26 protein-coding genes are annotated in these 22,949 nt (G+C 73.5%); 11 read left to right on the forward strand and 15 right to left on the reverse strand.

What is annotated here, in order from left to right:
* Positions 1-11 precede the first annotated feature (11 nt).
* Positions 12-1,061 carry a DUF3500 domain-containing protein gene (locus Val02_RS01980; protein WP_203897080.1) on the reverse strand — a complete coding sequence of 350 codons (1,050 nt, stop codon included), beginning with the start codon at positions 1,059-1,061 and terminating at the stop codon, positions 12-14.
* Between the two features lie 64 nt (positions 1,062-1,125).
* On the opposite strand from Val02_RS01980, the gene Val02_RS01985 reads away from it, so the two are divergent.
* A complete protein-coding gene (locus Val02_RS01985) occupies positions 1,126-2,025 on the forward strand; it encodes a LysR family transcriptional regulator (protein WP_203897081.1) in 900 nt (299 codons plus the stop codon).
* Between the two features lie 39 nt (positions 2,026-2,064).
* Here Val02_RS01985 and Val02_RS01990 read toward each other — a convergent pair whose 3' ends face one another.
* From Val02_RS01990 to Val02_RS02025, 8 genes are all read right to left on the reverse strand, one after another.
* Positions 2,065-2,661, reverse strand: a complete 597-nt coding sequence (locus Val02_RS01990; RefSeq protein ID WP_203897082.1) for a GTP-binding protein — start codon at positions 2,659-2,661, stop codon at positions 2,065-2,067.
* The gene (locus Val02_RS01995) at positions 2,642-2,965 is read right to left on the reverse strand and encodes a DUF742 domain-containing protein (RefSeq protein WP_239152273.1); all 324 of its coding nucleotides are present in this window, start codon (positions 2,963-2,965) and stop codon (positions 2,642-2,644) included. The genes Val02_RS01990 and Val02_RS01995 overlap by 20 nt, the downstream gene beginning before the upstream one ends.
* Positions 2,966-3,046: 81 nt before the next feature.
* Entirely contained in the window at positions 3,047-3,466 is a 420-nt protein-coding gene (locus tag Val02_RS02000; protein WP_203897084.1) for a roadblock/LC7 domain-containing protein, read from the reverse strand.
* Positions 3,467-3,509: 43 nt separating this feature from the next.
* Positions 3,510-5,975, reverse strand: a complete 2,466-nt coding sequence (locus Val02_RS02005) for a sensor histidine kinase (protein ID WP_275415533.1) — start codon at positions 5,973-5,975, stop codon at positions 3,510-3,512.
* A 96-nt stretch (positions 5,976-6,071) separates the two neighbouring features.
* Positions 6,072-7,457 carry a prenyltransferase/squalene oxidase repeat-containing protein gene (locus tag Val02_RS48105; RefSeq protein WP_275415534.1) on the reverse strand — a complete coding sequence of 462 codons (1,386 nt, stop codon included), beginning with the start codon at positions 7,455-7,457 and terminating at the stop codon, positions 6,072-6,074.
* Positions 7,454-8,272, reverse strand: coding sequence for a terpene synthase family protein (locus Val02_RS02015; RefSeq protein ID WP_203897085.1), 819 nt, complete (start codon positions 8,270-8,272; stop codon positions 7,454-7,456). The genes Val02_RS48105 and Val02_RS02015 overlap by 4 nt, the downstream gene beginning before the upstream one ends.
* A complete protein-coding gene (locus Val02_RS02020) occupies positions 8,269-9,543 on the reverse strand; it encodes a cytochrome P450 (protein WP_203897086.1) in 1,275 nt (424 codons plus the stop codon). The genes Val02_RS02015 and Val02_RS02020 overlap by 4 nt, the downstream gene beginning before the upstream one ends.
* Before the next feature lie 79 nt (positions 9,544-9,622).
* The gene (locus tag Val02_RS02025) at positions 9,623-10,126 is read right to left on the reverse strand and encodes a DnaJ family domain-containing protein (RefSeq protein ID WP_239151575.1); all 504 of its coding nucleotides are present in this window, start codon (positions 10,124-10,126) and stop codon (positions 9,623-9,625) included.
* 58 nt (positions 10,127-10,184) lie between these two features.
* On the opposite strand from Val02_RS02025, the gene Val02_RS02030 reads away from it, so the two are divergent.
* The gene (locus Val02_RS02030) at positions 10,185-10,739 is read left to right on the forward strand and encodes a GNAT family N-acetyltransferase (protein ID WP_203897087.1); all 555 of its coding nucleotides are present in this window, start codon (positions 10,185-10,187) and stop codon (positions 10,737-10,739) included.
* On the opposite strand, the gene Val02_RS02035 is transcribed toward Val02_RS02030, so the two are convergent.
* Positions 10,702-11,715 (reverse strand): AraC family transcriptional regulator, encoded by a 1,014-nt coding sequence (locus Val02_RS02035; protein ID WP_203897088.1) that lies wholly within the window; start codon positions 11,713-11,715, stop codon positions 10,702-10,704. The genes Val02_RS02030 and Val02_RS02035 overlap by 38 nt on opposite strands.
* Complete coding sequence (locus Val02_RS02040) at positions 11,712-12,611, reverse strand: oxidoreductase (protein ID WP_203897089.1); 900 nt, start codon at positions 12,609-12,611, stop codon at positions 11,712-11,714. Before Val02_RS02040 ends, Val02_RS02035 begins: the two co-directional genes overlap by 4 nt.
* 216 nt (positions 12,612-12,827) lie before the next feature.
* On the opposite strand from Val02_RS02040, the gene Val02_RS02045 reads away from it, so the two are divergent.
* The 4 genes from Val02_RS02045 (at position 12,828) to Val02_RS02060 (ending at position 15,839) form a co-directional block, all read left to right on the forward strand.
* Positions 12,828-13,148 (forward strand): hypothetical protein, encoded by a 321-nt coding sequence (locus Val02_RS02045; protein ID WP_203897090.1) that lies wholly within the window; start codon positions 12,828-12,830, stop codon positions 13,146-13,148.
* Positions 13,135-14,565 (forward strand): branched-chain amino acid ABC transporter substrate-binding protein, encoded by a 1,431-nt coding sequence (locus Val02_RS02050; RefSeq protein WP_203897091.1) that lies wholly within the window; start codon positions 13,135-13,137, stop codon positions 14,563-14,565. Before Val02_RS02045 ends, Val02_RS02050 begins: the two co-directional genes overlap by 14 nt.
* A gap of 113 nt (positions 14,566-14,678) precedes the next feature.
* A complete protein-coding gene (locus Val02_RS02055; RefSeq protein WP_239151589.1) occupies positions 14,679-15,125 on the forward strand; it encodes a cupin domain-containing protein in 447 nt (148 codons plus the stop codon).
* Positions 15,126-15,188: 63 nt separating this feature from the next.
* On the forward strand, positions 15,189-15,839 hold the full coding sequence (locus Val02_RS02060; RefSeq protein WP_203897092.1) for an NADPH-dependent F420 reductase: 651 nt from the start codon (positions 15,189-15,191) through the stop codon (positions 15,837-15,839).
* 90 nt (positions 15,840-15,929) lie between these two features.
* Here the strand turns inward: Val02_RS02060 and Val02_RS02065 are convergent, their stop codons facing one another.
* A complete protein-coding gene (locus Val02_RS02065) occupies positions 15,930-16,787 on the reverse strand; it encodes a LysR family transcriptional regulator (protein ID WP_239151615.1) in 858 nt (285 codons plus the stop codon).
* A gap of 57 nt (positions 16,788-16,844) precedes the next feature.
* On the opposite strand from Val02_RS02065, the gene Val02_RS02070 reads away from it, so the two are divergent.
* Both Val02_RS02070 and Val02_RS02075 read left to right on the forward strand, forming a co-directional pair.
* Positions 16,845-17,531 (forward strand): CTP synthase C-terminal region-related (seleno)protein, encoded by a 687-nt coding sequence (locus Val02_RS02070; protein ID WP_203897093.1) that lies wholly within the window; start codon positions 16,845-16,847, stop codon positions 17,529-17,531.
* 63 nt (positions 17,532-17,594) lie between these two features.
* A complete protein-coding gene (locus Val02_RS02075; protein WP_203897094.1) occupies positions 17,595-18,134 on the forward strand; it encodes a hypothetical protein in 540 nt (179 codons plus the stop codon).
* A gap of 16 nt (positions 18,135-18,150) precedes the next feature.
* Here the strand turns inward: Val02_RS02075 and Val02_RS02080 are convergent, their stop codons facing one another.
* Genes Val02_RS02080 through Val02_RS02090 form a run of 3 tightly spaced genes read right to left on the reverse strand, consistent with a single transcriptional unit; the run spans position 18,151 to position 21,854 of the window.
* Positions 18,151-20,685 carry an ATP-binding protein gene (locus Val02_RS02080; RefSeq protein ID WP_203897095.1) on the reverse strand — a complete coding sequence of 845 codons (2,535 nt, stop codon included), beginning with the start codon at positions 20,683-20,685 and terminating at the stop codon, positions 18,151-18,153.
* Positions 20,686-20,714: 29 nt separating this feature from the next.
* On the reverse strand, positions 20,715-21,497 hold the full coding sequence (locus Val02_RS02085) for a DUF1684 domain-containing protein (protein ID WP_203897096.1): 783 nt from the start codon (positions 21,495-21,497) through the stop codon (positions 20,715-20,717).
* Positions 21,498-21,506: 9 nt separating this feature from the next.
* Entirely contained in the window at positions 21,507-21,854 is a 348-nt protein-coding gene (locus Val02_RS02090) for a hypothetical protein (RefSeq protein WP_203897097.1), read from the reverse strand.
* Positions 21,855-21,917: 63 nt separating this feature from the next.
* On the opposite strand from Val02_RS02090, the gene Val02_RS02095 reads away from it, so the two are divergent.
* The 3 genes from Val02_RS02095 to Val02_RS02105 are packed head-to-tail and all read left to right on the forward strand — an operon-like array spanning position 21,918 to position 22,934.
* Positions 21,918-22,412: a GNAT family N-acetyltransferase gene (locus Val02_RS02095; RefSeq protein WP_203897098.1), complete on the forward strand. Its 495-nt coding sequence runs from the start codon at positions 21,918-21,920 to the stop codon at positions 22,410-22,412.
* Complete coding sequence (locus tag Val02_RS02100; RefSeq protein WP_203897099.1) at positions 22,409-22,699, forward strand: hypothetical protein; 291 nt, start codon at positions 22,409-22,411, stop codon at positions 22,697-22,699. Before Val02_RS02095 ends, Val02_RS02100 begins: the two co-directional genes overlap by 4 nt.
* Positions 22,692-22,934 carry a hypothetical protein gene (locus Val02_RS02105; protein ID WP_203897100.1) on the forward strand — a complete coding sequence of 81 codons (243 nt, stop codon included), beginning with the start codon at positions 22,692-22,694 and terminating at the stop codon, positions 22,932-22,934. Before Val02_RS02100 ends, Val02_RS02105 begins: the two co-directional genes overlap by 8 nt.
* Positions 22,935-22,949 lie beyond the last annotated feature (15 nt).

Consider the following 22,949-nt stretch of genomic DNA (forward strand, 5'->3'; position numbering starts at 1 on the left):
GGTGCGGCGGGTCAGCAGACCGTGCCGCCGTAGTCGTCGGTGGGGTCGCGGTAGATGCCGTGGACGTGGTTCGTCGCGTCACCGCCCATCGCCTGCGGGGCGTACTCGACGACGACGTGCGGGCCGGTGATCCGGAAGTACGCCGCGCTGCCGGCCGCCGTCGGGCCGTACCAGGCGAAGTGGGTGTCGGGGAGGTCGTCGCGCAGCTGGGCGCGCCGGGCGGCGTTGAGGCGTTCGGTGCCGAGCCCGCCGTAGCGGTCGAGCAGGTCGAGGAACGCGGCCCGCTGGGCGGTTGTCATCGCCGAGCCGGGCAGCCCCTCGGCCGGGATGCGCCGGCAGTCCTGACCCGCGCCGAGCACCAGGTCGACGGGGGTGCCGCCGAGCACCGCCCGCTGCCGCGCGTTCGCGTCGAACGAGTTCACCAGCGCGAACGCCCGATCGACGATGTCGCCCAGTGGCCGCACCGTGGTGCCGCCGGCCGGGTAGCTCGCCGGCTGGGCGCCGAGGAAGCTCGGGGTCAGTGAGAGCCGATCGCCCCGGATCGTCGCGTTGACCGTCACGTGATGGCCGCCGAACTGCCACTGCCACGGCTCGGTCGCCGACGGTTCGCCGATGAGCGCTATCCAGTAGTGCTCCCGGCCGTAGGTGATCCGGCCGCCGCCGGCGGGCATCGCGTCGTCGGCCGACCACTGCGCGACCACCCGTTCGTAGCCCTCGGCGCTCAACGTCGCCCGCATCAGCGCCAGGAACGCGTCGAGCTGCGGCCGGTCGAGGTCGCCGGTGCGCACGCCGCGGCGTTCGTAGAGGCCGGCCGGCAGGTTGGACCAGCGCTGCTTCTGCGCACGGTCGCCCCGGTCGAACAGGACGGCGTCGCGCTGCCGCGCGTCGAGCGTGCCGAGAAACGCCTGGGCCGCGGCGGCGATCCCCACGTCGGCGGCGCCCGAAGGGGGCGCGGGCGCGGGCGAGACCGTCGGAGTGGGCGCGGCGGCCCGATCGGGGGAGGCGGTGCACCCGGCGAGACCGAGCGCCAGGATCCAGGCCAGGGAGGGATGGACGCGCATGGCGGCCAATCTGGCGGCTCCCGGCGCCGTCCACCAACGCGAAAGCCGTATGCATACTATGCGCATGCCGCATAGCGAACTCGGACTGTTGCACGAGCTGCGTGCCCTCGCTGTGCTGCTGGAGGAACGCCACGTCTCCCGCGCCGCCGTCCGGTTCCACCTCAGCCAGTCGTCCATGAGCCGCACGCTGCAGCGGCTGCGCGCGCAGTTCGGCGACGAACTGCTGGTCCGCGCCGGCGCCGACTACGAACTGACGCCCCGGGCCCGCGAGATGCAACGCGAGCTCGCCCTCCTGCTGCCCCGCATCGAGAACCTGGTCGCCGGCCGCGGCTTCGACCCGGCCACGGCGACCGGCACGCTGCGCATCATCGGCACCGACTACACGACCTCGACGCTGGGCCCGCACCTGCTGCCCCGGCTGTACCGGGAGGCGCCCGGCCTGGAGATCCGCGTCGACCAGCGGGACCAGGACAGCTACGCGCATCTCGAACGCGGCCGCGCCGACCTGGTCCTGTCGCCCGTGGTGCCCTCGGCCCCGCTGCGCTGGGAGCAGCTGTTCACCGACGACGTGGTGTGCGTGGTCGACCGGGGGCATCCCGAGACGAAGCGCCTCGCGCTGGCCGACTACGTCGCCGCCGACCACGTGGTGATCACGACGATCGCGCAGGAGCAGCCGCTGATCGAACGCTGGCTGCACGACCTCGGCCGCAGTCGACGGGCCGCGCTGCGGGTCTCCCATTTCAGCGCCGCGACCGTGGCCGTTCCGGGCACCGCGCTGGTGGCCACGATCCCGCGCCGGCTGGCCGAACTCCAGGCGGCCGACCCGCGGCTGAAGCTGGTCGAGGCGCCGGAGGAGTTCGACGCGCTCGCCTACGGGATGGTCTGGCACCCGCGCCTGGAGACCGACCCGGCGCACAGCTGGCTGCGCGCCACGGTCCGCGCCGCGGCCCGGGAGATGCGCTAGCAAAGCCCAAGAGATGCGCCAGCAAAGCCCGGGGATGCGCTAGTTCAGGCCGCCGCCGCGCACCCGGTGGGCGTGCTGCACGAGCGCGATCAGCACGTCCTTGCCGGACTGCCGCTGCCGCGCGTCGCAGAGCACCACCGGCACCTCGGGATCCAGGTCGAGCGCGAGCTGCACCTCATCCAGTTCGTAGCGGCGGGCGCCCTCGAAGCAGTTGACCGCCACGATGAACGGCGTCCCGTCGGACTCGAAGTAGTCGATCGACGGCCACGAGTCGGCGAGGCGCCGGGTGTCGGCGAGCACGACCGCGCCGAGCGCGCCCAGCGCCAGTTCGTCCCACATGAAGCGGAACCGGTCCTGCCCGGGCGTGCCGAACAGGTAGAGCACCAGCGAGTCCGAGATGGTGATGCGGCCGAAGTCCATCGCCACTGTGGTGGTCTCCTTCGCCTCCACCCCGGACAGGTCGTCGACCCCGACGCTCTCGCTGGAGAGCACCTCCTCGGTGCGCAGCGGCGCCGACTCGCTGACCGAGGTGACGAGGGTGGTCTTGCCGACCCCGAACCCGCCCGCGACCAGGATCTTCACGGCGGTCGGGACCGGGTCGGCCGGGTCCGTTCCGTCAGAGTTGGCGTAAACCATCGATCAGCGCCTCATAAAGTCGGGAGTGGGGTTGGTCGGCCGGCCCGGGGTCGTGGATCCGGATGAGGCCGGCGTCGAGCAGGTCGCCGAGCATGACCCGCACGGTGCCGAGCGGCAGGTTCAGGTGCGCCGAGATCTCGGCGACGGAGAGCGGCTCGCGGCAGCGCCGCACGATGGCCTGCTGCTCCGGTGGCAGATGTTCGAGCCCCGGGCCGGCGTCGGCCGCCGGCGGGTTCCGGGTGGCGACCACCATGGAGATCAGGTCGAACGTGCCGCGCACCGGCCGGGTGCGACCACGCGTCATCGCGTACGGCCGCACCACCGGACCCGCCTCGTCGTCGACCCACACGTCCTCGTCGTGCCCGCGACCGGCCGCCGTCACCGCTCACCCATCGCCGGCCACCTGCTCGTCGCTGCGCGGCGGCGTGCCGAGGAACTTCCCGGCGCGGGTGACCAGCATCGCCATCTCGTACGCGATGAGCCCGACGTCGGCCTCCTCGGAGGCGAGCACGCACAGGCAGGCGCCGTTCCCGGCCGCGCTGACGAACATGAACGACGTCTGCATCTCGATGATGGTCTGTCGGGGCGGCCCGCCGCCGAAGCGTCGTCCGGCCCCCTTGGCGAGGCTCTGGATGCCGGAGGCCACGGCGGCGAGGTGCTCACGGTCGTCCCGTTCGAGCCCGCGGGACGACGCGACGAGCAGCCCGTCCACGGACAGGACGATGGCGTGCTGGGCGTGCGCCACCCGTTCCACCAGATCGTCCAGCAACCACGTCAGGTCACCGCTCGAAGCTGTTTTCTGCACGGCGTTGGTCTCTCTCCTCGTTGATGGACGCGGCGGCGGGGAGTTATTCCGCGGCGTCTGGGTCGGTGAGGCGCGCGGCCGCTGCCCGGCCCTCGCGGGTGCCCTGCTGGTAGGAACCCATCCGGCGGCGGATGTCCTCCGGCGACGAGCCGTCGGTGACGGCCGGTTCGGACGGCGGCTCCTCGGCGGGGCCGGAACCCGGCGCGGGCGGGGCGGCCCGGCCGGCGGTGGGGCGCCGCTGGCGGACCCGGATCGGCAGCCCGGACGGGGTCTGCGAGCCGCCGAGCGCAACGGTGTCGGCGTCCTCCTGGGACACCGCGGCGCCGGCCGTCGCACCGTCCACATCGGACGGTGGCCGGGCGTGGCGGGGACCGGCGGACGGCACCGGCGAGGGCCGCTGCGGCAGCGGCGGCAGCGGTGCGGGTGCGGGCGGCGGCAGGTCGGCCGCACCCGGCGGGGCGTTCTCGGGGGCGCCCGCGGCGTTCGTGGCCGCGGTCCGCGTCGGGGGAGCCGGGCGGGCCGCGGCCGCCGCCGTGGGCTCCGCCGGCAGGGGCAGCGGCGCCGGCTCGTCGGGCTCGGCGTCGTGGACGGCCACGATCGAAAGCGGCAGCAGCACGATCGCGAGCGTGCCGCCGTAGGCGGAGTCCTTCAGCTGCACCCGCACGCCGTGCCGGGCGGTGAGCCGGCTGACGACGTAGAGGCCGAGCTGGGAGGCGTTGTCCGACAGGCGGTACTCGCGGTCGCTGGTGATGCGTTCGTTCGCGACGGCCAGGTCCTCCGGGCTCATGCCCAGGCCGCGGTCCTCGATCTCGACCACGTAGCCGTTCGCGACGAGCTGGCCCTTGATCTCCACGACCGTGTGCGGCGGGGAGAACGAGAGGGCGTTGTCGATCAGCTCCGCCAGCAGGTGGATCACGTCGCCGACGGAACGGCCGGTCAGCTCGACCGGGCCGAGCGGCAGGACGTTCACCCGGGTGTAGTCCTCGACCTCGGCGACGGCGGCGCGCACCACGTCGACGACCGGGATGTTCCGGCGCCAGACGCGGCCGGGGTTGGCGCCGGTGAGCACCAGCAGGTTCTCCGCGTTGCGCCGCATCCGGGTCGCCAGATGGTCGATCCGGAACAGGTCCTCGAGGTCCTGCGGGTCGTCCTCGCGGCGTTCCATCCGGTCCAGCAGCGTCAGCTGCCGGTGCACGAGCGCCTGGGTGCGCCGCGAGATGGACAGGAACACGTCGCGGACGCTGCGCCGCAGCTCGGCCTGCTCGACGGCGGTGCGGATCGCGGTCTCCTGCACCGCGTTGAACGCCGTCGTCACCTGCCCGATCACGTCGTCGTCGCCGAGGGCCAGCGGCGGCGCGGCGGCGGCGACGTCGAGCTTCTCGCCCTGCCCGAGCCGGTTGACGACGTCCGGCAGCCGCTCGTCGGCCAGGTGGTGGGCCGCGTCGCGCAGCTGCTCGAGGCGGGCCACGAGGGCGCGGGCGGTCGAGATCGACAGGCCGATCGAGGCGATGACGGCGATGAGGCCGAGGCCGGCCGCGAGGAGCAGCCGCAGCAGCACGCCCAGCGCCACCGGCGTGGAACGCCCCACGATGTCGTCGCCGCCGGTGAGCACCACGCCGTGCAGGGTGGCCAGGGCCGGCTCGACGGCGGCCCGCCACTCCTCGTTGGACACCGGCGGCTTGGCCCCGGCCTTGGCCTCGTTGACGACCTTGTCCTCGAGGGCGCGCAGGCGGGTGAAGTCCGGGCCGGCGGCCGCGGCGTCGTAGCGGGCGCGGTCGGCCTCGGTGAGCTTGGCGGCCGTCTCGGTGCCGAGGAAGCGCTGCGTCCCGACGAACTGCGTGAACTGGTGGTGCTCCGTGGCGGTCATCGAGCCGGCCGCGATGACGCCGGTGAACATGGCGTCCTCGCGGGAGATCAGCTCCCACATGCGGTTGAGCTGGATGAGCGCGGCCGCGTCGGCGGCGATCTCCTTGTCGTCGAGGCCGGCGAGGGAGTCGTACACCCGGAAGATGCCGTCGATGACGCCGGTGAACGCGTCCGCGGCCTTGCTCCGGTCGATGGTGCGCGTGTCGACCGCCTTGCGGGTGGCGGTGAGCGCGTCGAGGCCGGCGAGCAGGCCGTCGATGCGGGCGCGCAGTTCGTCGCCGGTGGCGAGGTCGGCCTGCCAGTCCTGCACCGAGGAGCGGAACGCCCGGGCGTGCCGTTCGGCGTCGGCGCGCGCCGCGGCCAGGGCGTCGCGGGGTGCGGTGGCCGGCCCGCCGAGGTACGCGGTCGACAGGCGACGCTCGGTCTGCAGGTCGAGCAGCAGGGGTTCGCTCGGCTGGTAGATCTTGCTGTTGTGGGTCTGCACCCACAGGAGGCCGAGCCCTTCCCGCCCGGTCACCCAGGCGGCGAACGCCCAGAGCAGCACCAGGGAGAGCAGCAGCGCGACGATCTTGCCTCGTAGATTGGTGGTACGGGAACGCACCGCACCGGAAGCCTTGCGGCGCCTTGGAAAGATCGCGGGCACTGCGGCACGCTAGCAGTGCCCGTTCGGGGTCTCAAGCGGAAGACGGGGCGGATACCGCGTAAGGACGGGCAAAATTCCCGAATACCTGCGTATCAGTCATAGTTCACGCGTGATGAACAGCGCCGAAAGTATTGCCGCCTCCACTATGGACTCCGGTAGATACAACTCCTTGCCATACCACAAGGTGGGACGCGGGTGGTCGACGGCGGCGCGCAGGAACGCGGTGCCCCGGCGCAGCGCGTCGTCGACCGGCCCGGGCCGGCGCGCGAGCAGGTGCAGGGCGTAGGCGGTCTCCTCGGCCGTTGCGGTGAAGCGGCCCCAGGAGCCGTCGGCGCGCTGCGTGGCCCGCACCCACTCCGTCGCCCGCCGCAGCGCCGCGGCGACCGCCGGCCCGCGACCGGCGCTCTCGAGCGCGAGCGCGCAGGAGACCGTGGCGTAGTAGGGGGAGGCGTGCCAGCGGTCCTGCCACGAACCGTCCGGGAGCTGCCGGCCGACCAGCACCTGCGTGAGCGCCGCGGACTCCCCGGAGCGCCGGCCGAGCGCCTCCAGCACGTGCGCGTTGGTGCTGACCGAGAAGCCGTCCTCGCCGGGCCAGGTGCAGAAGCCGTGCGCGGTGCGGTAGTGCCACAGGGCGTCGCGGTCCGGCGGGCGTCCCAGCCGGGACAGCGCGTACAGCGTCACGGCCGTGGTGTCGGCGTCGGTCGGCAGGCCCGGGCCGGTCGCGATCCCGGTCGGGCCCAGGCCGGCGGCGAGGGAGTCCAGCAGCGCCGGCGGCACCTCGACCGGCATGCCGCTGCGGGCGATCCAGGAGAGCACCCACGCCGTCTCGAAGGCGGGGATCGGGGTGGGGCAGGGTACCGGGCCGCCGTGGCGGGCGGTGAGCGTTCGGAGGAAGTCCGCTCCGGCGGGGCTCAGCCGCGCGGCCGTCGCGGCGGGGGAGGCGCCGACGATGCCGTCCTGCGCCGGGCCGTCGCCCAGGACCTCCAGAAAGTGCCGGGCCTTCGGTGGTACCGGCCGTCCGTCCGCGATCCGTTCGCGCAGCGCCGCCAGCCTTGTCCGGTCGAACGGCGTGAGCAGGGCGAGCCGTTCGGCGAGCGCCGGCACGATCAGTTCGATCGCCGGGGTGTCCGGCAGCGGTGTGCGGCCGTCGAGCAGGAGCTTCAGCGCGCGCGTTCCCCGGTCGACGGCCGAGGCGAGGTCGGCCCGCGTTCCCCAGGAGGGAACGTCCCCGCGGCGCACCGCGGCGAGCGCCTCGACCGCGCTCAGCGTCGGCACCAGCGCGTACCCGCCCGGCATGCCCCAGGTGCCGTCGGGATGCTGCCGTTCGACCAGGAACCGCACCCGCGCGGCGTGCCCGGACAGCCACGGCGCCAGCACCACGAGGCGGGCCGTCTCGTAGACCGACGGCGCCACCCGCCCGAACGGCTCCGCCAGCAGGCCGGCCACCAGCCGCCGGGCTGCGGCCACCGGCGCGTCGTTCACCGGCCGCCCCAGAAGTCGGTGACGTCGTAGAACCCGACGGCGAAGCCGATCTGGCGGGCCAGCACCGCGCCCTGAGCCGGTTCGAGGCCGTCGAGCAGCCGCCGGAAACGCCGGGTCTCCCGGTCCAGCGCACCCTCCACGGTGGAACGGTCGACCAGCGCGAGCGCGTTGAGGTCGCCGGTCGCCGCGTCGCGGTCGTGGGTGGCGAGGTCGTTGACGAGGCGCAGCACCCGCTGGCCCGCCCGGGCGGCCGTCAGGAGGCCGTCCAGTGTGGACAGCCCGTCCAGCGTGCGCAGCCAGTGCGACACGGCCACGAAGACGAAGCCGGTGTTGTCGGCGTTGTCGAGGTACTCCGCGAAGGACGGTCCGGGGCCGGCGAGCCAGCGCCTTTCCCGTTCCATCGCGGTAATGGTCTTGTCGAGGGCGGCCGACCAGAAGGGCCGGCGCCCGCTCGGGATGTCGGCGCGGACGACGGCGAGGAGCCGGCCCAGGTCGCCCACGGCGGGTGCCCCGGCGGCGACGGCGCGGCAGTCCGCGAGCGCCGGGCCGGGATCCGCGGCGCCGGCGTCGACCAGCCGGTCGAGCGCGAAGACGAACAGCGTGGCCCGGTCGGCCACCCGCAGCGCGTCCACGGTGGACTCCGGCGCGGCCGTCGCGTTGGCCAGCGCGACGGCGTGCAGCAGCGCGGCGTCGAAGCTCCGGTCCGCGAAGAGGTCGGGATACTCGGCGACGCGCCGCCGCAGGTCCCGCTCGCCGGCCGCGGCCAGCGCCGCGATCCGCCCCACCTGCGCCGCGGATGCCAGCGGGTCGGTCACCGCGGGGTCAGCACCACGCGTGCCGGCACCTTCGGGCGCAGCGACGCGCCGAGCCGGGGCGTCAGGTCGGCCGGCCCCTCGACCCGGAACCGGAAGCGCCGCAGCAGCGTCGCGATGATCAGCGGCGCCTCCAGCAGGAACAGGTGCTGGCCCAGGCACTGGTGCGGCCCGCCCCCGAACGGGAAGAACGCGAAGCGATGATGTCGCCGCTTCGCCGCCCAGCGGTCCGGGTCGAACTCGTCGGCCCGCTCCCACAGGGCGTCCAGCCGCTGCGTCGCGTAGGGGCTCACCAGCACCGTGCCGCCCGCCCGGATCCGCGTCCCGTCCAGCACCTCCTCGGCGACGGCGGTGCGCGGGATCATCCAACCGGCCGGCCACAGCCGCAGCAGTTCGTCGATGACGCAGCGGGTGTAGGCGCCGGTCGCGCCGCTCTCGGCGGTGAGGCGTTCCTCGACGTCGGGCCGCCGGGCGAGGACCGGCCACAGCCACGACAGCACGGCGATGGTGGTCTCCGTCGCCGTGGAGAACATCGCCACCACGTCGTCGCGGATCCGGCGCAGCGGCACGTCGCGCTGCCGGCACAGGGCCGACACGATGTCCTGCCCGTCGCCCGGCTCCCGCAGCGCGTCGTGGATGACCGGGTACACGATGGCGTCGATGGTCCGCACCGCCGCGTCGAACGCCCGGTCACCCGGCATCGGCACCCGGTCCGGCATGAACGGCACCGCGAAGCGGGACACCATCGTGGTGGCGACCGTCCCGAGCGCGTCCACGATGCGCATGGCGTCCGGCACCGAGATCCGGTCGGCGAACAGCACCCGCATCGTCGCCCCGCACACGATGCGGGTCAGCATCTCGTCCACCCGCACCGGCCGTCCCGCGGCGGCGTCCGCGTCGAGCGGATCGACGGCCGCGCCGATCGCCCGTTCCAGCTCGGCGACCATGGTGTCCAGGCGCGGCTTGGTGAACAGCGGCTGCAGGACGCCGCGGCTCGACTCCCACTGCGGCCCCTCGGTCACCAGGATCGCCTCGCCGACGGCCCGGCGCACCGGCCGCCACAGCAGGCCCTTGCCGTCGCGCACGTAGTTGGCGGCGTTGTCGCGCAGCACGTGCTGCAGATGTTCGGGATCGGTGACCAGATACGGCCGGAACGTCCCGAGGTTGAGCCGCACGACCTGGCCGTCGGCGCGGTTGGCGGCGTCGACCAGCGCCTGCATGGGATCCCGGAACAGCGTGGAGACGACCTGACGGCGCGAGACCGATGTCGGCATGGGCACCCTTCGCGACGACCCCGTTCTTCAGTTGTAAATAGAGTTTCATTGTTCGGCGTGGATCGCTAGACGTGATCGTCTACTCGGCGGTTTGCGACAGTCGTTTCTGCCACCACCGCCGCTTGGGCTTGCCCGCATGTGCGGGTACTTCCGGCGTTTTCGGCCGTTCCTCGCGCGCGGCGGCGCGGTCCTCGTGCCACTGTGCGAGCACCTTCTCGACGTCGACCAGCTTCACCGGCAGCCGTCCGTCGTCGGGTGCCCGCCACGACGCCCGGATGCTCGTGTTGAGCGCCTCGACGAACTCGCGCACCCGTGCGGCGTCCGACAGGCCGCGCACCGTCTCGCGCAGTTCGTCGACCTGCCGGCGGATCAGCACCGCCGGTGGCAGCATCCCGTCGGCCGACGCTTCGTGCCGGCTCAGGAAGCTGCGCAGCCACCAGTCCTCCTCGTAGGCGCTGCCGCGATCCGGCAACGGCTTTCCCGCACCGGGGAGGTCGTCGAAGTCGCCGCGCTCGGCCGCCTCGCGGATCTGCCTGTCGATCCAGGACTCGAACCGCATGCCGGGCGGCTTCCGCTCGGTCATCGCCACCCCCCTTATATTGCGTTTCGTCCACGGTACCGGGGCGTGTAGAAGTGGGGGCGTGGCGCAACCCGTTCTGCGGACCGAGCGGCTGGTCCTCGTGCCCCTGGCCGACGAGCACCTCGACCTCGAGGTGGAGCTGGACTCCGATCCGGAGGTGCTGCGTTTCCTCTTCGGGCGCGCCCGCAGCCGGGACGAGGTGGCCGTCGCCCACGAGCGGCGGATGGCGGCGGCCGTCCCGGTCGACGGGCTCGGCAACTGGATGGCGTTCACGCCGGAGGACGACTTCGTCGGGCTGATGATGCTGCCGCCGACGGATCAGCCGGGCGCCGCCGAGCTGGGCTACCGGCTGCTCCGCCGGCACTGGCGACAGGGGCTGGCGAGCGAGGCGTCGCGGGCCCTGCTGGCGCACGGGTTCGACACCGTGGGGCTGGCGCGGGTGATCGCGACGACCATGACCGTCAACACGGGTTCCCGGCGCGTGATGGAACGCCTCGGCATGCGCTACGTGCGCACGTTCCACCTGGAGTTCGACGATCCGGTGCCCGGGACCGAGCAGGGCGAGGTCGAGTACGAGATCACCCGCTCCGGGTGGGCCGGCCGGCCTCCCCGTTGAGGTGGCGCGCCTGCTGCGGGGTGGTGCCCGACCACTGGTGGAACGCGCGGTAGAACGAGCTCGGTTCGTCGTATCCGAGCAGGAACGCGATCTCGCCGACGGTGATCTCCGGACGGCTCAGGTAGTGCCGGGCCAGCCGGAGCCGGGTCCGTTCCAGGACGGCCTGGAAGGTGGTGCCCTCGCGGGCCAGCCGGCGCTGCAGGGTTCGGCTGCTCAGCGCCAGCCGGCGGGCCACGTGCGCGGCGGTGCCCTGGCCGGCGGGCAGGAGTTCGAGCAGGGCGGCGCGGACCCGGTCGGCCGTCGACTCCACCCGGTCCAGATCGGCGAGGCGCCGGCGCAGGTCCGCCTCGAACACCTGCCACATGGCGGCGTTCACGGTCAGGAACGGCAGCCGCGCGTCGTGTGCGGTGAAGGTGACCGTGACCGAGGGGCCCGGTTCGATCGGAATCCCCAGGTAGGCGCGGTACCCGTCGGCGGCCGGCGGGGCCGGCATGGTGGCCCGGGCCGGGACGACGCGGGCGCGGGTGCCGAGCCGCGCGAGCGCCACCCAGAACGCCAGCTCGTAGGCGACCAGGCCGGCCGGCGGCTCCGGCGCGGGCGGCATCTCGGTGGTGACGCTCAACCCGTCGCCGCCCGTGGTGACCGTGAGCTTCTGCGGGCCGGCGAGGCGCTTGTACGTGGCGATCCGCGCTGCCGCGTGCGTCAGGTCGGGGCTGCACAGCGCGGCGAACAGCGGCGTCTGGAACGTCTCGGCGGTCATCAGCCGGGCCATCGTGGCACCTAGCGCGGGATCCCCGGTGGCCTCCTCCAGGGCGGTGAACACCCGGTAGAACTGCGCGGCGGTCAGCGTCACCTGGGCGTTGCGGAAGAGATCCTCGGGAAGGCCCGCGGTGCGCAGCACGGGGCCGGGCGCGACGCCGAGATCGGCGAGGATCGCACCGGTCGCGGAGGGGAACGTGAACAAATCCGCGGTCACGCCCGCACACTAGCGACATCGACGTCGAGGCCGGTGAGCCGCCGCGAGATCTCCCACAGCACGCGGATCGCCTCGTCGGCGCCCGGGCGGATCAGCCGGCGGCGCACCGGCGGCCCGCCCATGAACCAGCGCGGCCCGTACATCGTGCCGCCCTCGGCGTCGGGATCGGTGGCGGCGCGCAGCTGGCTGAGCGCACCGCGTTCGGGGGACATGCCGTAGCGGTTGGCCAGGCGGGGCAGCAGCCCGCTGCGCAGCCCGCGCCCGGTGAGGTGCACGGCGAGGCCGCTGCGGGTGGCGCCCGGGTGCGCGGTGAGCGCCCGCGCCGGCAGCCCGGCCGCCCGGAACCGGCGGTCCAGCCCCTGCGCGAAGTGCCGGTTGGCGAGCTTGGAGTCGTCGTACGCGCGGAACGGGTCGTAGCGGCGTTCCTTCGCGTTGAGGGGCCGGCCGCTGTGCTGGGCGTTGCTGGTCACGGTGACGACCCGGGCGGCCGGCGCGCGCACCAGCGCCGGCAGCAGGTGCGCGGTGAGCGCCCAGTGCCCCAGGTGGTTGACGCCCAGCTGCGTCTCGAACCCGTCGACGGTGCGCCCCTGCGGCGTCGCCATCACGCCGGCGTTGGCGATGAACAGGTCCACCCGCGGGTGCGCGCCGAGGATCCGTTCGGCGGCGCGGGCGACGGACTCCAGCGAACCGAGGTCCAGCTCCACGCACTCGGCCGAAGCGTCGCCCAGCCGATCGAGGGCCGCCGCACCCCGTTCGCCGTCGCGGGCGGTCAGCACGACGTGTGCGCCCTTCGCGGCGAGCGCCCGCGCCGTGGCGAACCCGAGGCCGCCGTTGGCGCCGGTCACCACCGCCACGCGGCCGCGCTGATCCGGGATGTCGGCTGCCGACCAGGACATGTTCACGCTCCTCGGGAGGGGTTGCCCCGATCACGCTAGGAGCGGGCGGCGCGATGATCAGTAGCCGATCGCGCCACCTGTGTAGCCATCCGCGCCACGCGGGTCGCGTATGTGTCGGCCATACGTTCGTGCGCGGGATGAAAGCCGAACGGTTCGATTCCGGACAGTGCGTCCGACGTTTCCGCCGATCATCGATGAAATCGCTAGCCTGTCCCGGTGACCGCCCTTCACTGTGCGATGCTCGGGCTCGCCGGCGCAACCGTCATAGAGGTATTCCAATTCGCCGGCGATCTGTACAAGTCGCGGCGGTGGCCATGGCGGAAGCGGAACGAGATCGCACCGCTCATGACAGCGGTCGTGCTGCGACTCGGTGGATCTTTCATTCTCGCATTTGTTCTCGGTGCCGACGGAAAGATCGATTCAGCGTCCGCTTCCGCCGCGGTCGGAATGGCGGCTCCGGTCGTGACCGAGAAGCTCATGCTGACGGCCCGCGCGATCGCGGGCGGTCTGGGAGGAAACGTCGATGCGGGGAAGTGACGGCTTCCTGTCGCGGCTGCTGGACGACCTCTGCGGCGTCCGGGTGCCCGGTGCCGGCGGTTCTCCCGCGCCGCGAACGTTCGGCGGTCGCGTGTTCGCGGCGTTGTGCGGCGACCGGCTCTGGACCGACAGTCCGGAGCAGGTGCTCGAGCCGGCTCCTGCGTTCCCACGAGCGGGACATGGGCTTCCGGTACTCGACCTCGGGGTCATTCCGGCGGCGGTTCAACCGGTCGGGTGGTCTTTCGGCCGCCGGCGGGATCGGACGATTGCCCTGGCGGGGGCCGTTGCTCTGGTCGTTCTCGTCCTCGGGCTGACGGCGCAGCTGAGAGGAATCTCCGAGCGTGGGCCGGATCGTGTGGGGGGCGCCGTGGCGGCCTCTCCGGCGTGCGGCTACCGGATCGCTTATCTCGGTGTGCTGAGCGGGGACGCCAAGGCCGACAGCGAGGCCGCGCGCAACGGCGTTCAGATGGCGATCGACAATTTCAACCGGGAACACGCGGGCTGCGCGGCGTCGCTGCGGGAGTTCGACACGAAGGGCGAGGCCGAGACGGCGGCGCGGCTGGCGCATGAGATCACCGCGGATCCGTTGATTGTGGGCGTGGTGGGGCCGTTCTGGTACGACGAGGCGCTGCGGGTGCTGCCGATCCTCGACGCCGCCGGCATTCCGGTGATCTCGCCGGCGTTGTCGATGTCGGAGTTCAGCGGCAGGTACAAGACGTTTTACCGGACTGTGGCATCGGACGCGGACCAGAACGCCGCGGCGGTGCGTTACCTGTTGAACGACTTTCGGGCGCGGAAGGTCTTCGTGGTCGCCGACAAGGACGACCCGACTTTGGAGATGGCCGCCGACGCGCGGGTGAAGCTGAACACGGCGTTCGTCGGCCGGGCCGACATCGAGACGAACCAGACCGATTTCGGTGGCATCGTCGACCAGATCACCTCGGCGACGGCGGACGCGGTCTACTACCTGGGCTATCCGGCAGCGGGTGGCGAGTTCGTGAAGCAGGTCCGCGCGGCCCGGAAGGACATCAAGATCATTGGTTGGGACCGGATCTTCCGCTCCTCGTTCGTCGAAAAGGCCGGCAAGGAGAACGCGGAGGGCGTCGTCATCACGTGCCCGTGCGTGCCGCCGCTCGAGGCGAATGAGAACTTCGGTGAGGACTACAAGAAGCGGTTCAACAAGGTCGGCTACAACGCGCCGGAGGCGTACGACGCCGCGAACGTGTTTCTCGACGCGATGGCCGTGGGCAAGGTGACGCGGGCCGAGGTGGCGAGCTACGTGGACTCGTACGACAGGGTGGGTGTGTCGCACCGGATCAGGTTCACCGTCAAGGGCGACCTCGACCCGAGCACATCGGCGGTGTGGGCGTTCACGGTGAAGGACGGTCAAATCACCGAGGAGAAGCTGATCGGTTGAGCCGTGCACGCCGTGCTCACCGACCGGGGTGTCGAACCAGGGGACTGGTGAGTTCACCGGAGTCGGCCACGCCGTCGCGCACAGATCGACGCCGGGGTGCGAGACTGCCGCATATGTCTAGAACGCGCATCATCCGCCGAGCCGGCGCCACCCTGGCGGCCGCGGCCGCCGCGCTCTCCCTGCTCGGCGCGCCCGCCCGCGCCACACCGCCCGATCCGGGCGTGACCGGGACGATCCTGTGGCAGAAGACCGTCGGCGACCAGGACCTGACCCTGCGGGAGATCCACCTGCCGCCGCACACCGACACCGGGTGGCACTACCACGACGGCACCCTCTTCGCGTGGGTCAAGGAGGGCACGCTGAGCCACTTCGACTCGACGTGCGCCTCCGACGGGGTCTACCCGAAGAACAGCCCGATCGTCGAGGCGCCCGGCAGCGGCAACGTCCACATCGGCCGCAACCTCGGCGACACCGAGCTCGTGCTGCACGTCCTGTACGTCCTGCCCACCGGCAGCCCGTTCTCGCGGGACGCGCCGAACCCGGGCTGCCCGTTCGAGTAGCGGAAAGTGTGACCGGCCCGACACACCAGGAATTGCACACTGTCCCGGTAGGTTGGGCCGGTCATGACCACTGTGGGATTCATCGGTAGCGGCAACATCGGCTCGACCGTCGCGCGGCTCGCGATCGCGGCGGGCTACGACGTGGTGCTGAGCAACTCGCGCGGCCCGCAGACCCTGGCCGACCTGGTGAAGGAGCTGGGGCCGCGGGCCCGGGCGGCCACCCCGGCCGAGGCGGCGCAGGCGGGCGACCTCGTGGTGGTGACCGTTCCGCTGCACGCCTACAAGGCCGTGCCGGCCGCGCCGCTCGCCGGCAAGACCGTGCTCGACACGAACAACTACTACCCCGATCGCGACGGCCGGGTCGCCGCGCTGGACGAGGGCACCGCGACGACCAGCGGCCTGCTGCGGGAGCACCTGGCCGGCGCGCACGTGGTGAAGGCGTTCAACAACATCTATTACGTGGATCTCGCCGCGCTCGCCCGTCCGAAGGGGGCCGCCGACCGCAGCGCCCTGCCGATCGCCGCCGACGACGCGGGCGCGAAGGCCGCCGCGACGGCGTTCCTCGACGCCGTCGGCTACGACGCGGTCGACGCGGGGCCGCTGGACGAGAGCTGGCGGCAGGAGCGCGACACGCCGGTGTACGTGCAGCCGTACCGGGAGCGGCCCGCGCCGGCCGAGGAGATCGTCGCCCTGCTCGCGGAGGCGAAGCGCTGATTTTCGCTCGCGCGGCCGCGCGTGGGGCGCGGCCGCAAGTGGTGGGGCCTTGTGCGGGTTATCGGGGCGTTTGACATGCGTAAGGCCCCGCTACTTGAGCGCGTTGATCAGCGCCGTCAACAGTGGGCCGGGGGCGTGGGTGTGGACCAGGTCGACGCGGTGCACCAACCGCGGCGCCGTGACCGGCACGCCCTGCGGTGCGGCGGTCGCGGGCAGCACGGTCAGCCCGTGGCCCGCCGCCACCAACGCGAGCAGCGTCGCGGAGTCGCCGCCCGGATAGGTGAGCACCGCCCGGGCCCGGTCGAGGCCGGCGGCCGCCCGCACGTCGGGCAGGAGCGCGCTGTCGATCCAGACCGCGTCGGCGAGATCGGACAGCCGCACTCCGCCGCGCGCGGCGAGCGGATGCCCCGGCGGGAACGCCACCGCCACCGGCGACTCGGCGATCGGCACGGTGCGCAGGGCCGCCGTGCCGGGCAGCGGGTCGGTCGGCGCGACCACCCCGTCGACCAGCCCCGCGTCGAGCGTGCCGGCGGCCACCGCGGCCAGGATCTCGGCGCGCGGCAGGGTGCGCAGCGCGAGCGGCGCGTCGGGGCGTTCGCGGCGGACGGCGGCCAGTGCCGCGGCGACCGGGCCGGCCGTGGGGCCGCAGAACCCGAGCGTGAGGCTCCCCGGCGGTTCGGCGGCGTCGCGCACGTCGGCCCGGGCGGCGTCGAGGCGCAGCAGCAGCGGCGCGGCGTGCTGGAGCAGGCGGGTGCCGGCCGAGGTGGGGCGCACCGGGCGGCGGTGCAGCAGCGTGACGCCGAGGTCGTGTTCGAGGGCGGCGATCTGTTGGGAGACGGCCGACTGGGTGTAGCCGAGGTCCGCCGCCGCGAGCGAGAACGACCCGTGCCGGGCCACCGCCACGAACGTTCTGAGCAGGTGCGGGTCCACGACATCAGCATCGCTCATGTGGGCACCACGGATCATCGTTGGACCTGATGCGCACGACCCGCCGAGGATGATCGCATGATCGCTACCACGCTCGCGCTCGTCGGCGACCGCTCGCCGCACGTGCGTTCCCACGCGCGGATCCCGACCCTGCTCGACGCCCTGCGCACCAACGACCGCCTCGACGTCGACGCCGTCTGGGTACCCACCACCGACGCCGCCGAGCCGCACGCGCTCGACGGCTTCGACGCGGTGTGGCTCCTGCCCGGCAGCCCGTACGCCAGCGAGGCCGGCGCGCTGAACGCCGTCCGCCACGCCCGCGAGACCGGCACCCGCTTCCTCGGCACCTGCGGCGGCTTCCAGCACGCCCTGCTGGAGTACGCGCGCGGCGCCTGCGGACTGGCCGACGCCGGCCACGCCGAGAACGACCCCCACGCCGACGAACCGCTGATCGTGCCGCTGTCCTGCTCACTCGTCGGGCACGAGGGCCCGGTGCGGGTGACCCCGGGAACCCTCGCCGAGCGGGCGCTCGGCGCCGCGCACACCGTCGAGCGCTACCACTGCGCGTACGGGCTCGATCCCCGCTACCTGGAACCGTTGCGGGCCGGCGGCCTGCGCTTCACCGGGCACGACGACGACGGCGAGGTGCGCATCGCGGAGCTGCCCGGGCACCCGTTCTTCCTGGCGACCCTCTTCCAGCCCGAACTGGCCGGCGACGGCACCCGCGCGCACCCGCTCGTCCGCGCGTTCCTGTCCGGGGTATGAGGTCGTCCGACCTTGTCCAACGCGAGGCGTCGAACGCCCGGCCGGGCGATAGCGTCCCCGGCCATGCGCAGCCTCAGCCAGGAGGAGCTCGACCGGCTGGTCCGCTCCGACCGCAATCTCAAGATCTCCCTCGTCGTCACGCTCGCGCTGCTCGTGGCGCTGCTCGCCCTGCTCATCGCCAACGACGTCCCGCTGGTCCTCGGCGGCGGCCTCGGGATGCTGATCGGCCTCGCCCTGCTGATCCCGCAGCGCCGCCTCCTGTCCGACCTGGGACTGTCCAAGGAGGAGGCCCGCGAGATCCTGCGGCGCCGCCGCGAGGAACGCAGCGGGCTGGCCGCGCTGCCGCCCGAGGCGCGCGCGGCGCGGGCCACCCGGCGGGCGAACATCTACCTGGGCCTCGGGATCGCGTTCATCGTGGTGCTGGTCCTGTCGGCCGGCTACTTCTTCGGCGAGGCCGGCAAGACGCACCCCGAGGGCGAGCCGCTGAACCCGTGGTTCGGGGCGAGCTTCTTCATCGGCTTCGCGGCCCTGGGCCTCGGACCCGGCTTCCTGTACGCCGCGGCGGCGCGGCGCCGGGAGGCGGAGTCGTGGCGCGAGATGTGACGCGCGGTGGCGCTCCTCAGCCCGTTCGACCGAGTGCGGAGAGCCGGGCGCGGACCTCGTCGGCCTCGGGAAGGCCGAGGTCGTCGTAGATCGCGAGGGCCCGGTCCCAGTGCTCGCGGGCGAGCCGCGGGTCGCCGAGGGCCTGATGCGACCACCCCAACCCGACGTGGGCGAACGCCTCCTGGTCCAGGCACTCGCCCAGGCGCGCCGACTCCAGGGCGGCCAGGTGCTCGTCCAGCGCACGCTCGGGACGGCCCTGCGCGAGGGCGACCGCACCGAGGCCGTTGAGCGCCGACGCGGTCCCGTCGTTGTGCTCGCCCACCTCGCGGAACATCTCCAGCGCCCGCCGGTGGTGCAGGCCCGCGTCGGCGTGATCGCCGGCGCGTGACGCGACGCGGCCCAGCCCGAGCCACGCCCACGCGTGGAGGTGCCGGTTGCGGGTCTCGCCGAAGAGCACCAGCGCGGCGCGGTAGTGCTTCTCGGCCTCCGCGTCGCGAGCGCACCGCAGCGAGGCGTCGCCGAGGTTGACCGTCGCCACCGCCTCACCGTCCCGGTCGCCGTGGCGGCGCATGACGGCGAGCGCGGCGACGATGTGCTGCACGGCGCGTTCGGGGCGGCCGAGGCGCTGCTCCGTCGCGCCGAGGTTGTTGAGCGCCCGCGCCTCGCCCACCTCGTAGCCCGCGAGGCGTTGCGCGGCAAGGGATTGCTCGTGGTACGGCAGCGCGCGCCGGAAGTCGCCGCGGGACAGCTGCACCATGCCGAGGTGCCCGGCGGCCCGGCCCACCCCCGCGTGGTCGCCCAGGCCGCGCGACAGCGCGAGGGCGCGTTCGAGGTGGGCGGCGGCCTCGTCGTTGCGGCCGAGCACCAGGTACATGCCGCCGAGCCCGTTGTGCGCCTCCGCCTGGCCGGCCGGGTCACCGGCCCGCGTCGCCGCGTCGAGCGCGGTCGAGTGCAGACTGAGCGCCTCCTCGGCGTGGTTGTTGGACAGGTAGCGGAAGAGCGTCACCGACAGGGTCACCGCGTCCGCGGCCCGGTCCCGCGCGGCGGCGTTGCGCGCGAACGCGATCAGGCACGCGCGCTCGGCGTCGAGCCACGCCAGGGCGGCCCCGGGGCCGTCGAGGTCGGGCAGGTCCGTGGCGGGCGCCGGGACCCGCGGCCGGCGGTGCGCCTCGGCGGGGTACAGCCGGTCCATCGCCGCACACGCCGTCCCGAGGTAGTAGTGCGCGAGCCTATCCAGTGACCCATCACTGTCTACTGTGGACAGGTCACGCGCGTAGGCCCGCAGCAGGTCGTGCATGCCGTACCGGCCGCCGTCCAGCGGGCGTATCAGATGCTTGCGGGACAGGCGGTCCAGCGCCGCCCGGGCCTGCACGGCCGGCAGGCCCGCGAGCGCGGCCGTCGCGTAGCCGTCCACGTCGGTGTGCGGATGCCGGCCGAGCAGCCCGAACACCCGCGCGTCGGCGGCCGAGAGCTGGCGCAGCGACCACGAGAAGACCGCCCGCACGTCGACCCGGGAATCGCCGCCCGCGTCGAGCAGGTCCAGCCGCCGGCGCTCGTCGGCGAGTTCGGCGGCCAGGGCCGTGAGCGTGGTCGTGGGGCGGGCGGCGGCCAGTTCGGCGGCGACCCGCAGCGCCAACGGCAGCCGCGCGCACCGCCGCGCCAGCAGCCGCGCCGCGTCGGGCTCGGCGTCGACCCGCGGGCCGATGAGGGCGTGCAGCAGGCGTTCGGCGTCGGCGGCCGGCAGCAGGTCGAGGTCGAGCCGGGCGGCGCCGTGCCCCACCACGAGGCCGGCGAGGGAGTCCCGGCTGGTCACCAGCACCAGGCAGGAGGCCGTGCCGGGCAGCAGCGGGCGCACCTGTTCGGCCGTTGCGGCGTTGTCCAGCAGGATCAGCAGCCGGCGGTCGGCGGTCTCGCCGCGGAACAGCGCCGCCCGCGCGTGCACGTCGGCCGGCAGGTCCGCGCCGGCGATCCCGAGCCCGCCGAGCAACGCGGCCAGCGCCTCGTGCGCGCCGAGCGGGGCACCCGGGTCGTAGCCGCGCAGGTCCACGTGCAGCTGCCCGTCCGGGAACCGGGCCCGCCACCGGTGCGCCCAGTGCACCGCCAGCGAGGTCTTGCCGACGCCGGCCGTGCCGGTCACCGACACGATCCGCACCCCGTCGACGGGCGGCGTCACGAGCGCGTCGAGGAACGCCAGCTCCGTCACCCGGCCGGTGAACCCGGCGACGTCGGGAGGCAGGTGCCGGGGAACCGGCCGGGCCACCGGACCCGCCGCCCGCCGCAGCTCCTCGACCCGGTCCCGCGCGGTGGCGAGTGCCCGCTGTTCGGCCGGCGTCGCGCCGAGCAGCTGCGTCAACGCGTCGAACCGGTCCGCCGGTGCCAGGCTCGTCCCGCTCAGGTAGCCGCCGACGATGCCGTGCGACCAGCCGGCCTTCTTCGCCAGCGCCCGGTAGCTGACCCGGTGCGCGCCGATCGCGCGGGCCTGGCGCAGCCGCAGCCGGCGCAGCACCGCCGCGAGGTCGGCGACGGTTGCCACGCCGGTGAGTTCGAGCACCGCTCCATCAAAGCAAGCGGCGCAAGGGGCTACGGATTCGGTGGGTACTGCTCGCCGGCCTCCACCGCGATCGGCAGCCTGTTCTCCGCCGGGGGCAGCGGGCAGGTGGCGAACTCCGTGTACGCGCACGGCAGGTTGGTCGCCCGGTTGAAGTCGAGCACCACGTGGCCGTCGGCGTCCGGCGGCCCGATGTTCAGGTTGCGGTTGGCCGCGTAGGTGGTGACGCCGGACGTCTCGTCGGTGAACAGCGCCTGGAACGTGCCGGCCGCGATGCCGTTGAACACGGTCAGCGCCAGCGGGGTGCCGTTCACCTCGAACTCGACGCGCCCCGGCGACTCGTACACGTGCTCCAGACCCTCGACGGCGGCGCCGACGGTCACCTGGCGCGGCGGGTCGGACGGGACGAACCGCCCGTCGAGCACCCACGCGTCGCTCGGCGCGTAGGCCGGCGTGCCGTTGTACTTCTTCAGGATCGGGCTGTCCGGATGGCGCGGGCGCACGATGTCGTACCCGCCGCGGCGGGCCACCTCGATGACGGCGTCGCCCCAGCCGGCCTTGATCTCCTTGCGCTCCTCGATCGGGCCGAACGCGTAGCGGCCGGTGACGGTGGTGCCGTCGACGACCAGGCTCTCGCCCCCGTCGAGTTCGACGACGACGCCGTCGGGACCGGTCGTCCAGGTGCCGGGCGCGTCGGGGATGCGCTGCGGATCCGGGCCGAGCCAGTACAGGCCGGTCACGGCGAGGAAGCCGTGCTTGTCGGCGCGACGGCGTTCGTGGGCCTCGTGCCAGTCGTTCCACTGCTGGGTGCTCATGCTGCGAGCCTATCCCCCTCTAGTCGGTAGGAATTGGGATCCGTGCCACAGCCAGGATCCGGCGCAGCCGGTCGGCCGTCGGCAGGTTGGCGCGCGCCTCGTACGCGTGCCGCTTGCGGGTGTCCCAGGCCGGCCGCTCACGCACCTCGACGGCGGTGAACCCGGCGGGCAGGCCAGGTCGACCAGCGTCTCGCCCGAACGCAGGCGCAGCGCGGCGGCGAACTCCCGCAGGCCGGTGAGCGGCACGAACGAGAACGGCTCCACCTCCGGCGGCAGCGCGGTGTCGAGGATCGCGCCGAAACGCCCGCGCAGCCAGGCCGAGCGGCCCACCCGGGTGAACGCGCCATCGAACGACATCACTAGACACTAGCGCGCCTAAAGCCGATGCGGCGGCGCCGCGGATGCGGCACGCTGTGCGCCGTGCAGGTGCGGGAGTTCCGGGACGGCGACTGGCCCCAGGTGTGGGCGATCGTGCGGGAGGTCGTACGGGCGCGGGAGACGTTCCCGTACGACCCCGGCATGACCGAGGCGCAGGGGCGGGCCACCTGGATCGAGACACCGCCGGGGCTGACCGTGGTGGCGGTCGACGGCGACCGGGTCCTCGGCACCGCGAAGACGGGACCCAACCGCGCGGGCCCGGGCGGGCACGTCAGCACCGCGAGCTTCATGGTCGCCGCGCCGGAACGCGGCCGCGGCGTCGGCACCGCGCTGCTGCGCCACGCGGTCGACCGGGCGGCGGCGGACGGCTACGCGGCCATGCAGTTCAACGCGGTCGTCGAGACCAACGAATCGGCCGTCGCGCTGTACCGCCGGCACGGCTTCGAGGTGGTCGGGACGGTGCCGCGCGCCTTCGAGCACCCGACGCGGGGACGGGTCGGCCTGCACGTGATGTACCGCGAGTTCGGAGCGCGATGAACCTCGCGGACACCAAGCACGCCTACCGATCCGCGATCGAGGAGTGCGCGCGGAGCCTAGCGGCGGGAACGGTCCCCGTCGAGCGGTGCCGCGCGGCGGCCGTCGCCCGGATCGACGCGATCACCCGATCGGCGAAGCGGGCCATCGACACGCACACCACCCGCCCCGCCCTGTCGGTCAACACCCGCCGGGGTCTCGTGGCCAAACTGGAGGTGCTCCACGGGCGGGCGATGGCGCGACTCGACGCCGTGATCGGCGGGGAAGTGGTGGGATACGACGATGAGTGACAGCTGGGACGAGGAGTTCTCGCCGTCGGGCGCCGCCCGCAACACCCTGCGCTGGGCCCACGGCCACGGCGCGTCCACCCTCGGCGAGGCGTACGACCTGCTCGAGCAGTTCGAGGTCAGCAACGACGTCCCCGAGGTGCTGGGCCATGACGACACCGTCGAGGACGTGCGGGAGGAGTTGGAGCACGGGCTCGAGACCGTCGGGCCGGAGGCCTCGCTCGCGAGCCTGCTCTAGAAGGTCACGGACACG

This window comes from Virgisporangium aliadipatigenens, from assembly GCF_016863615.1.
GTDB lineage: Bacteria > Actinomycetota > Actinomycetes > Mycobacteriales > Micromonosporaceae > Virgisporangium > Virgisporangium aliadipatigenens.

Bases quoted from the DNA above. Each gene is read 5' to 3' on its own strand.
- Val02_RS02040 (WP_203897089.1), bottom strand. From the start codon at position 12,611: ATGTCCTGGTCGGCAGCCGACATCCCGGATCAGCGCGGCCGCGTGGCG.
- Val02_RS02105 (WP_203897100.1), top strand. From the start codon at position 22,692: ATGAGTGACAGCTGGGACGAGGAGTTCTCGCCGTCGGGCGCCGCCCGC.
- Val02_RS02055 (WP_239151589.1), top strand. From the start codon at position 14,679: ATGTCTAGAACGCGCATCATCCGCCGAGCCGGCGCCACCCTGGCGGCC.
- Val02_RS02085 (WP_203897096.1), bottom strand. From the start codon at position 21,497: ATGAGCACCCAGCAGTGGAACGACTGGCACGAGGCCCACGAACGCCGT.
- Val02_RS02060 (WP_203897092.1), top strand. From the start codon at position 15,189: ATGACCACTGTGGGATTCATCGGTAGCGGCAACATCGGCTCGACCGTC.
- Val02_RS02075 (WP_203897094.1), top strand. From the start codon at position 17,595: ATGCGCAGCCTCAGCCAGGAGGAGCTCGACCGGCTGGTCCGCTCCGAC.
- Val02_RS02090 (WP_203897097.1), bottom strand. From the start codon at position 21,854: ATGTCGTTCGATGGCGCGTTCACCCGGGTGGGCCGCTCGGCCTGGCTG.
- Val02_RS02025 (WP_239151575.1), bottom strand. From the start codon at position 10,126: ATGACCGAGCGGAAGCCGCCCGGCATGCGGTTCGAGTCCTGGATCGAC.
- Val02_RS01995 (WP_239152273.1), bottom strand. From the start codon at position 2,965: ATGACGCGTGGTCGCACCCGGCCGGTGCGCGGCACGTTCGACCTGATC.
- Val02_RS02020 (WP_203897086.1), bottom strand. From the start codon at position 9,543: ATGCCGACATCGGTCTCGCGCCGTCAGGTCGTCTCCACGCTGTTCCGG.
- Val02_RS01985 (WP_203897081.1), top strand. From the start codon at position 1,126: ATGCCGCATAGCGAACTCGGACTGTTGCACGAGCTGCGTGCCCTCGCT.
- Val02_RS02050 (WP_203897091.1), top strand. From the start codon at position 13,135: ATGCGGGGAAGTGACGGCTTCCTGTCGCGGCTGCTGGACGACCTCTGC.
- Val02_RS02070 (WP_203897093.1), top strand. From the start codon at position 16,845: ATGATCGCTACCACGCTCGCGCTCGTCGGCGACCGCTCGCCGCACGTG.
- Val02_RS02100 (WP_203897099.1), top strand. From the start codon at position 22,409: ATGAACCTCGCGGACACCAAGCACGCCTACCGATCCGCGATCGAGGAG.
- Val02_RS01990 (WP_203897082.1), bottom strand. From the start codon at position 2,661: ATGGTTTACGCCAACTCTGACGGAACGGACCCGGCCGACCCGGTCCCG.
- Val02_RS01980 (WP_203897080.1), bottom strand. From the start codon at position 1,061: ATGCGCGTCCATCCCTCCCTGGCCTGGATCCTGGCGCTCGGTCTCGCC.
- Val02_RS02065 (WP_239151615.1), bottom strand. From the start codon at position 16,787: ATGAGCGATGCTGATGTCGTGGACCCGCACCTGCTCAGAACGTTCGTG.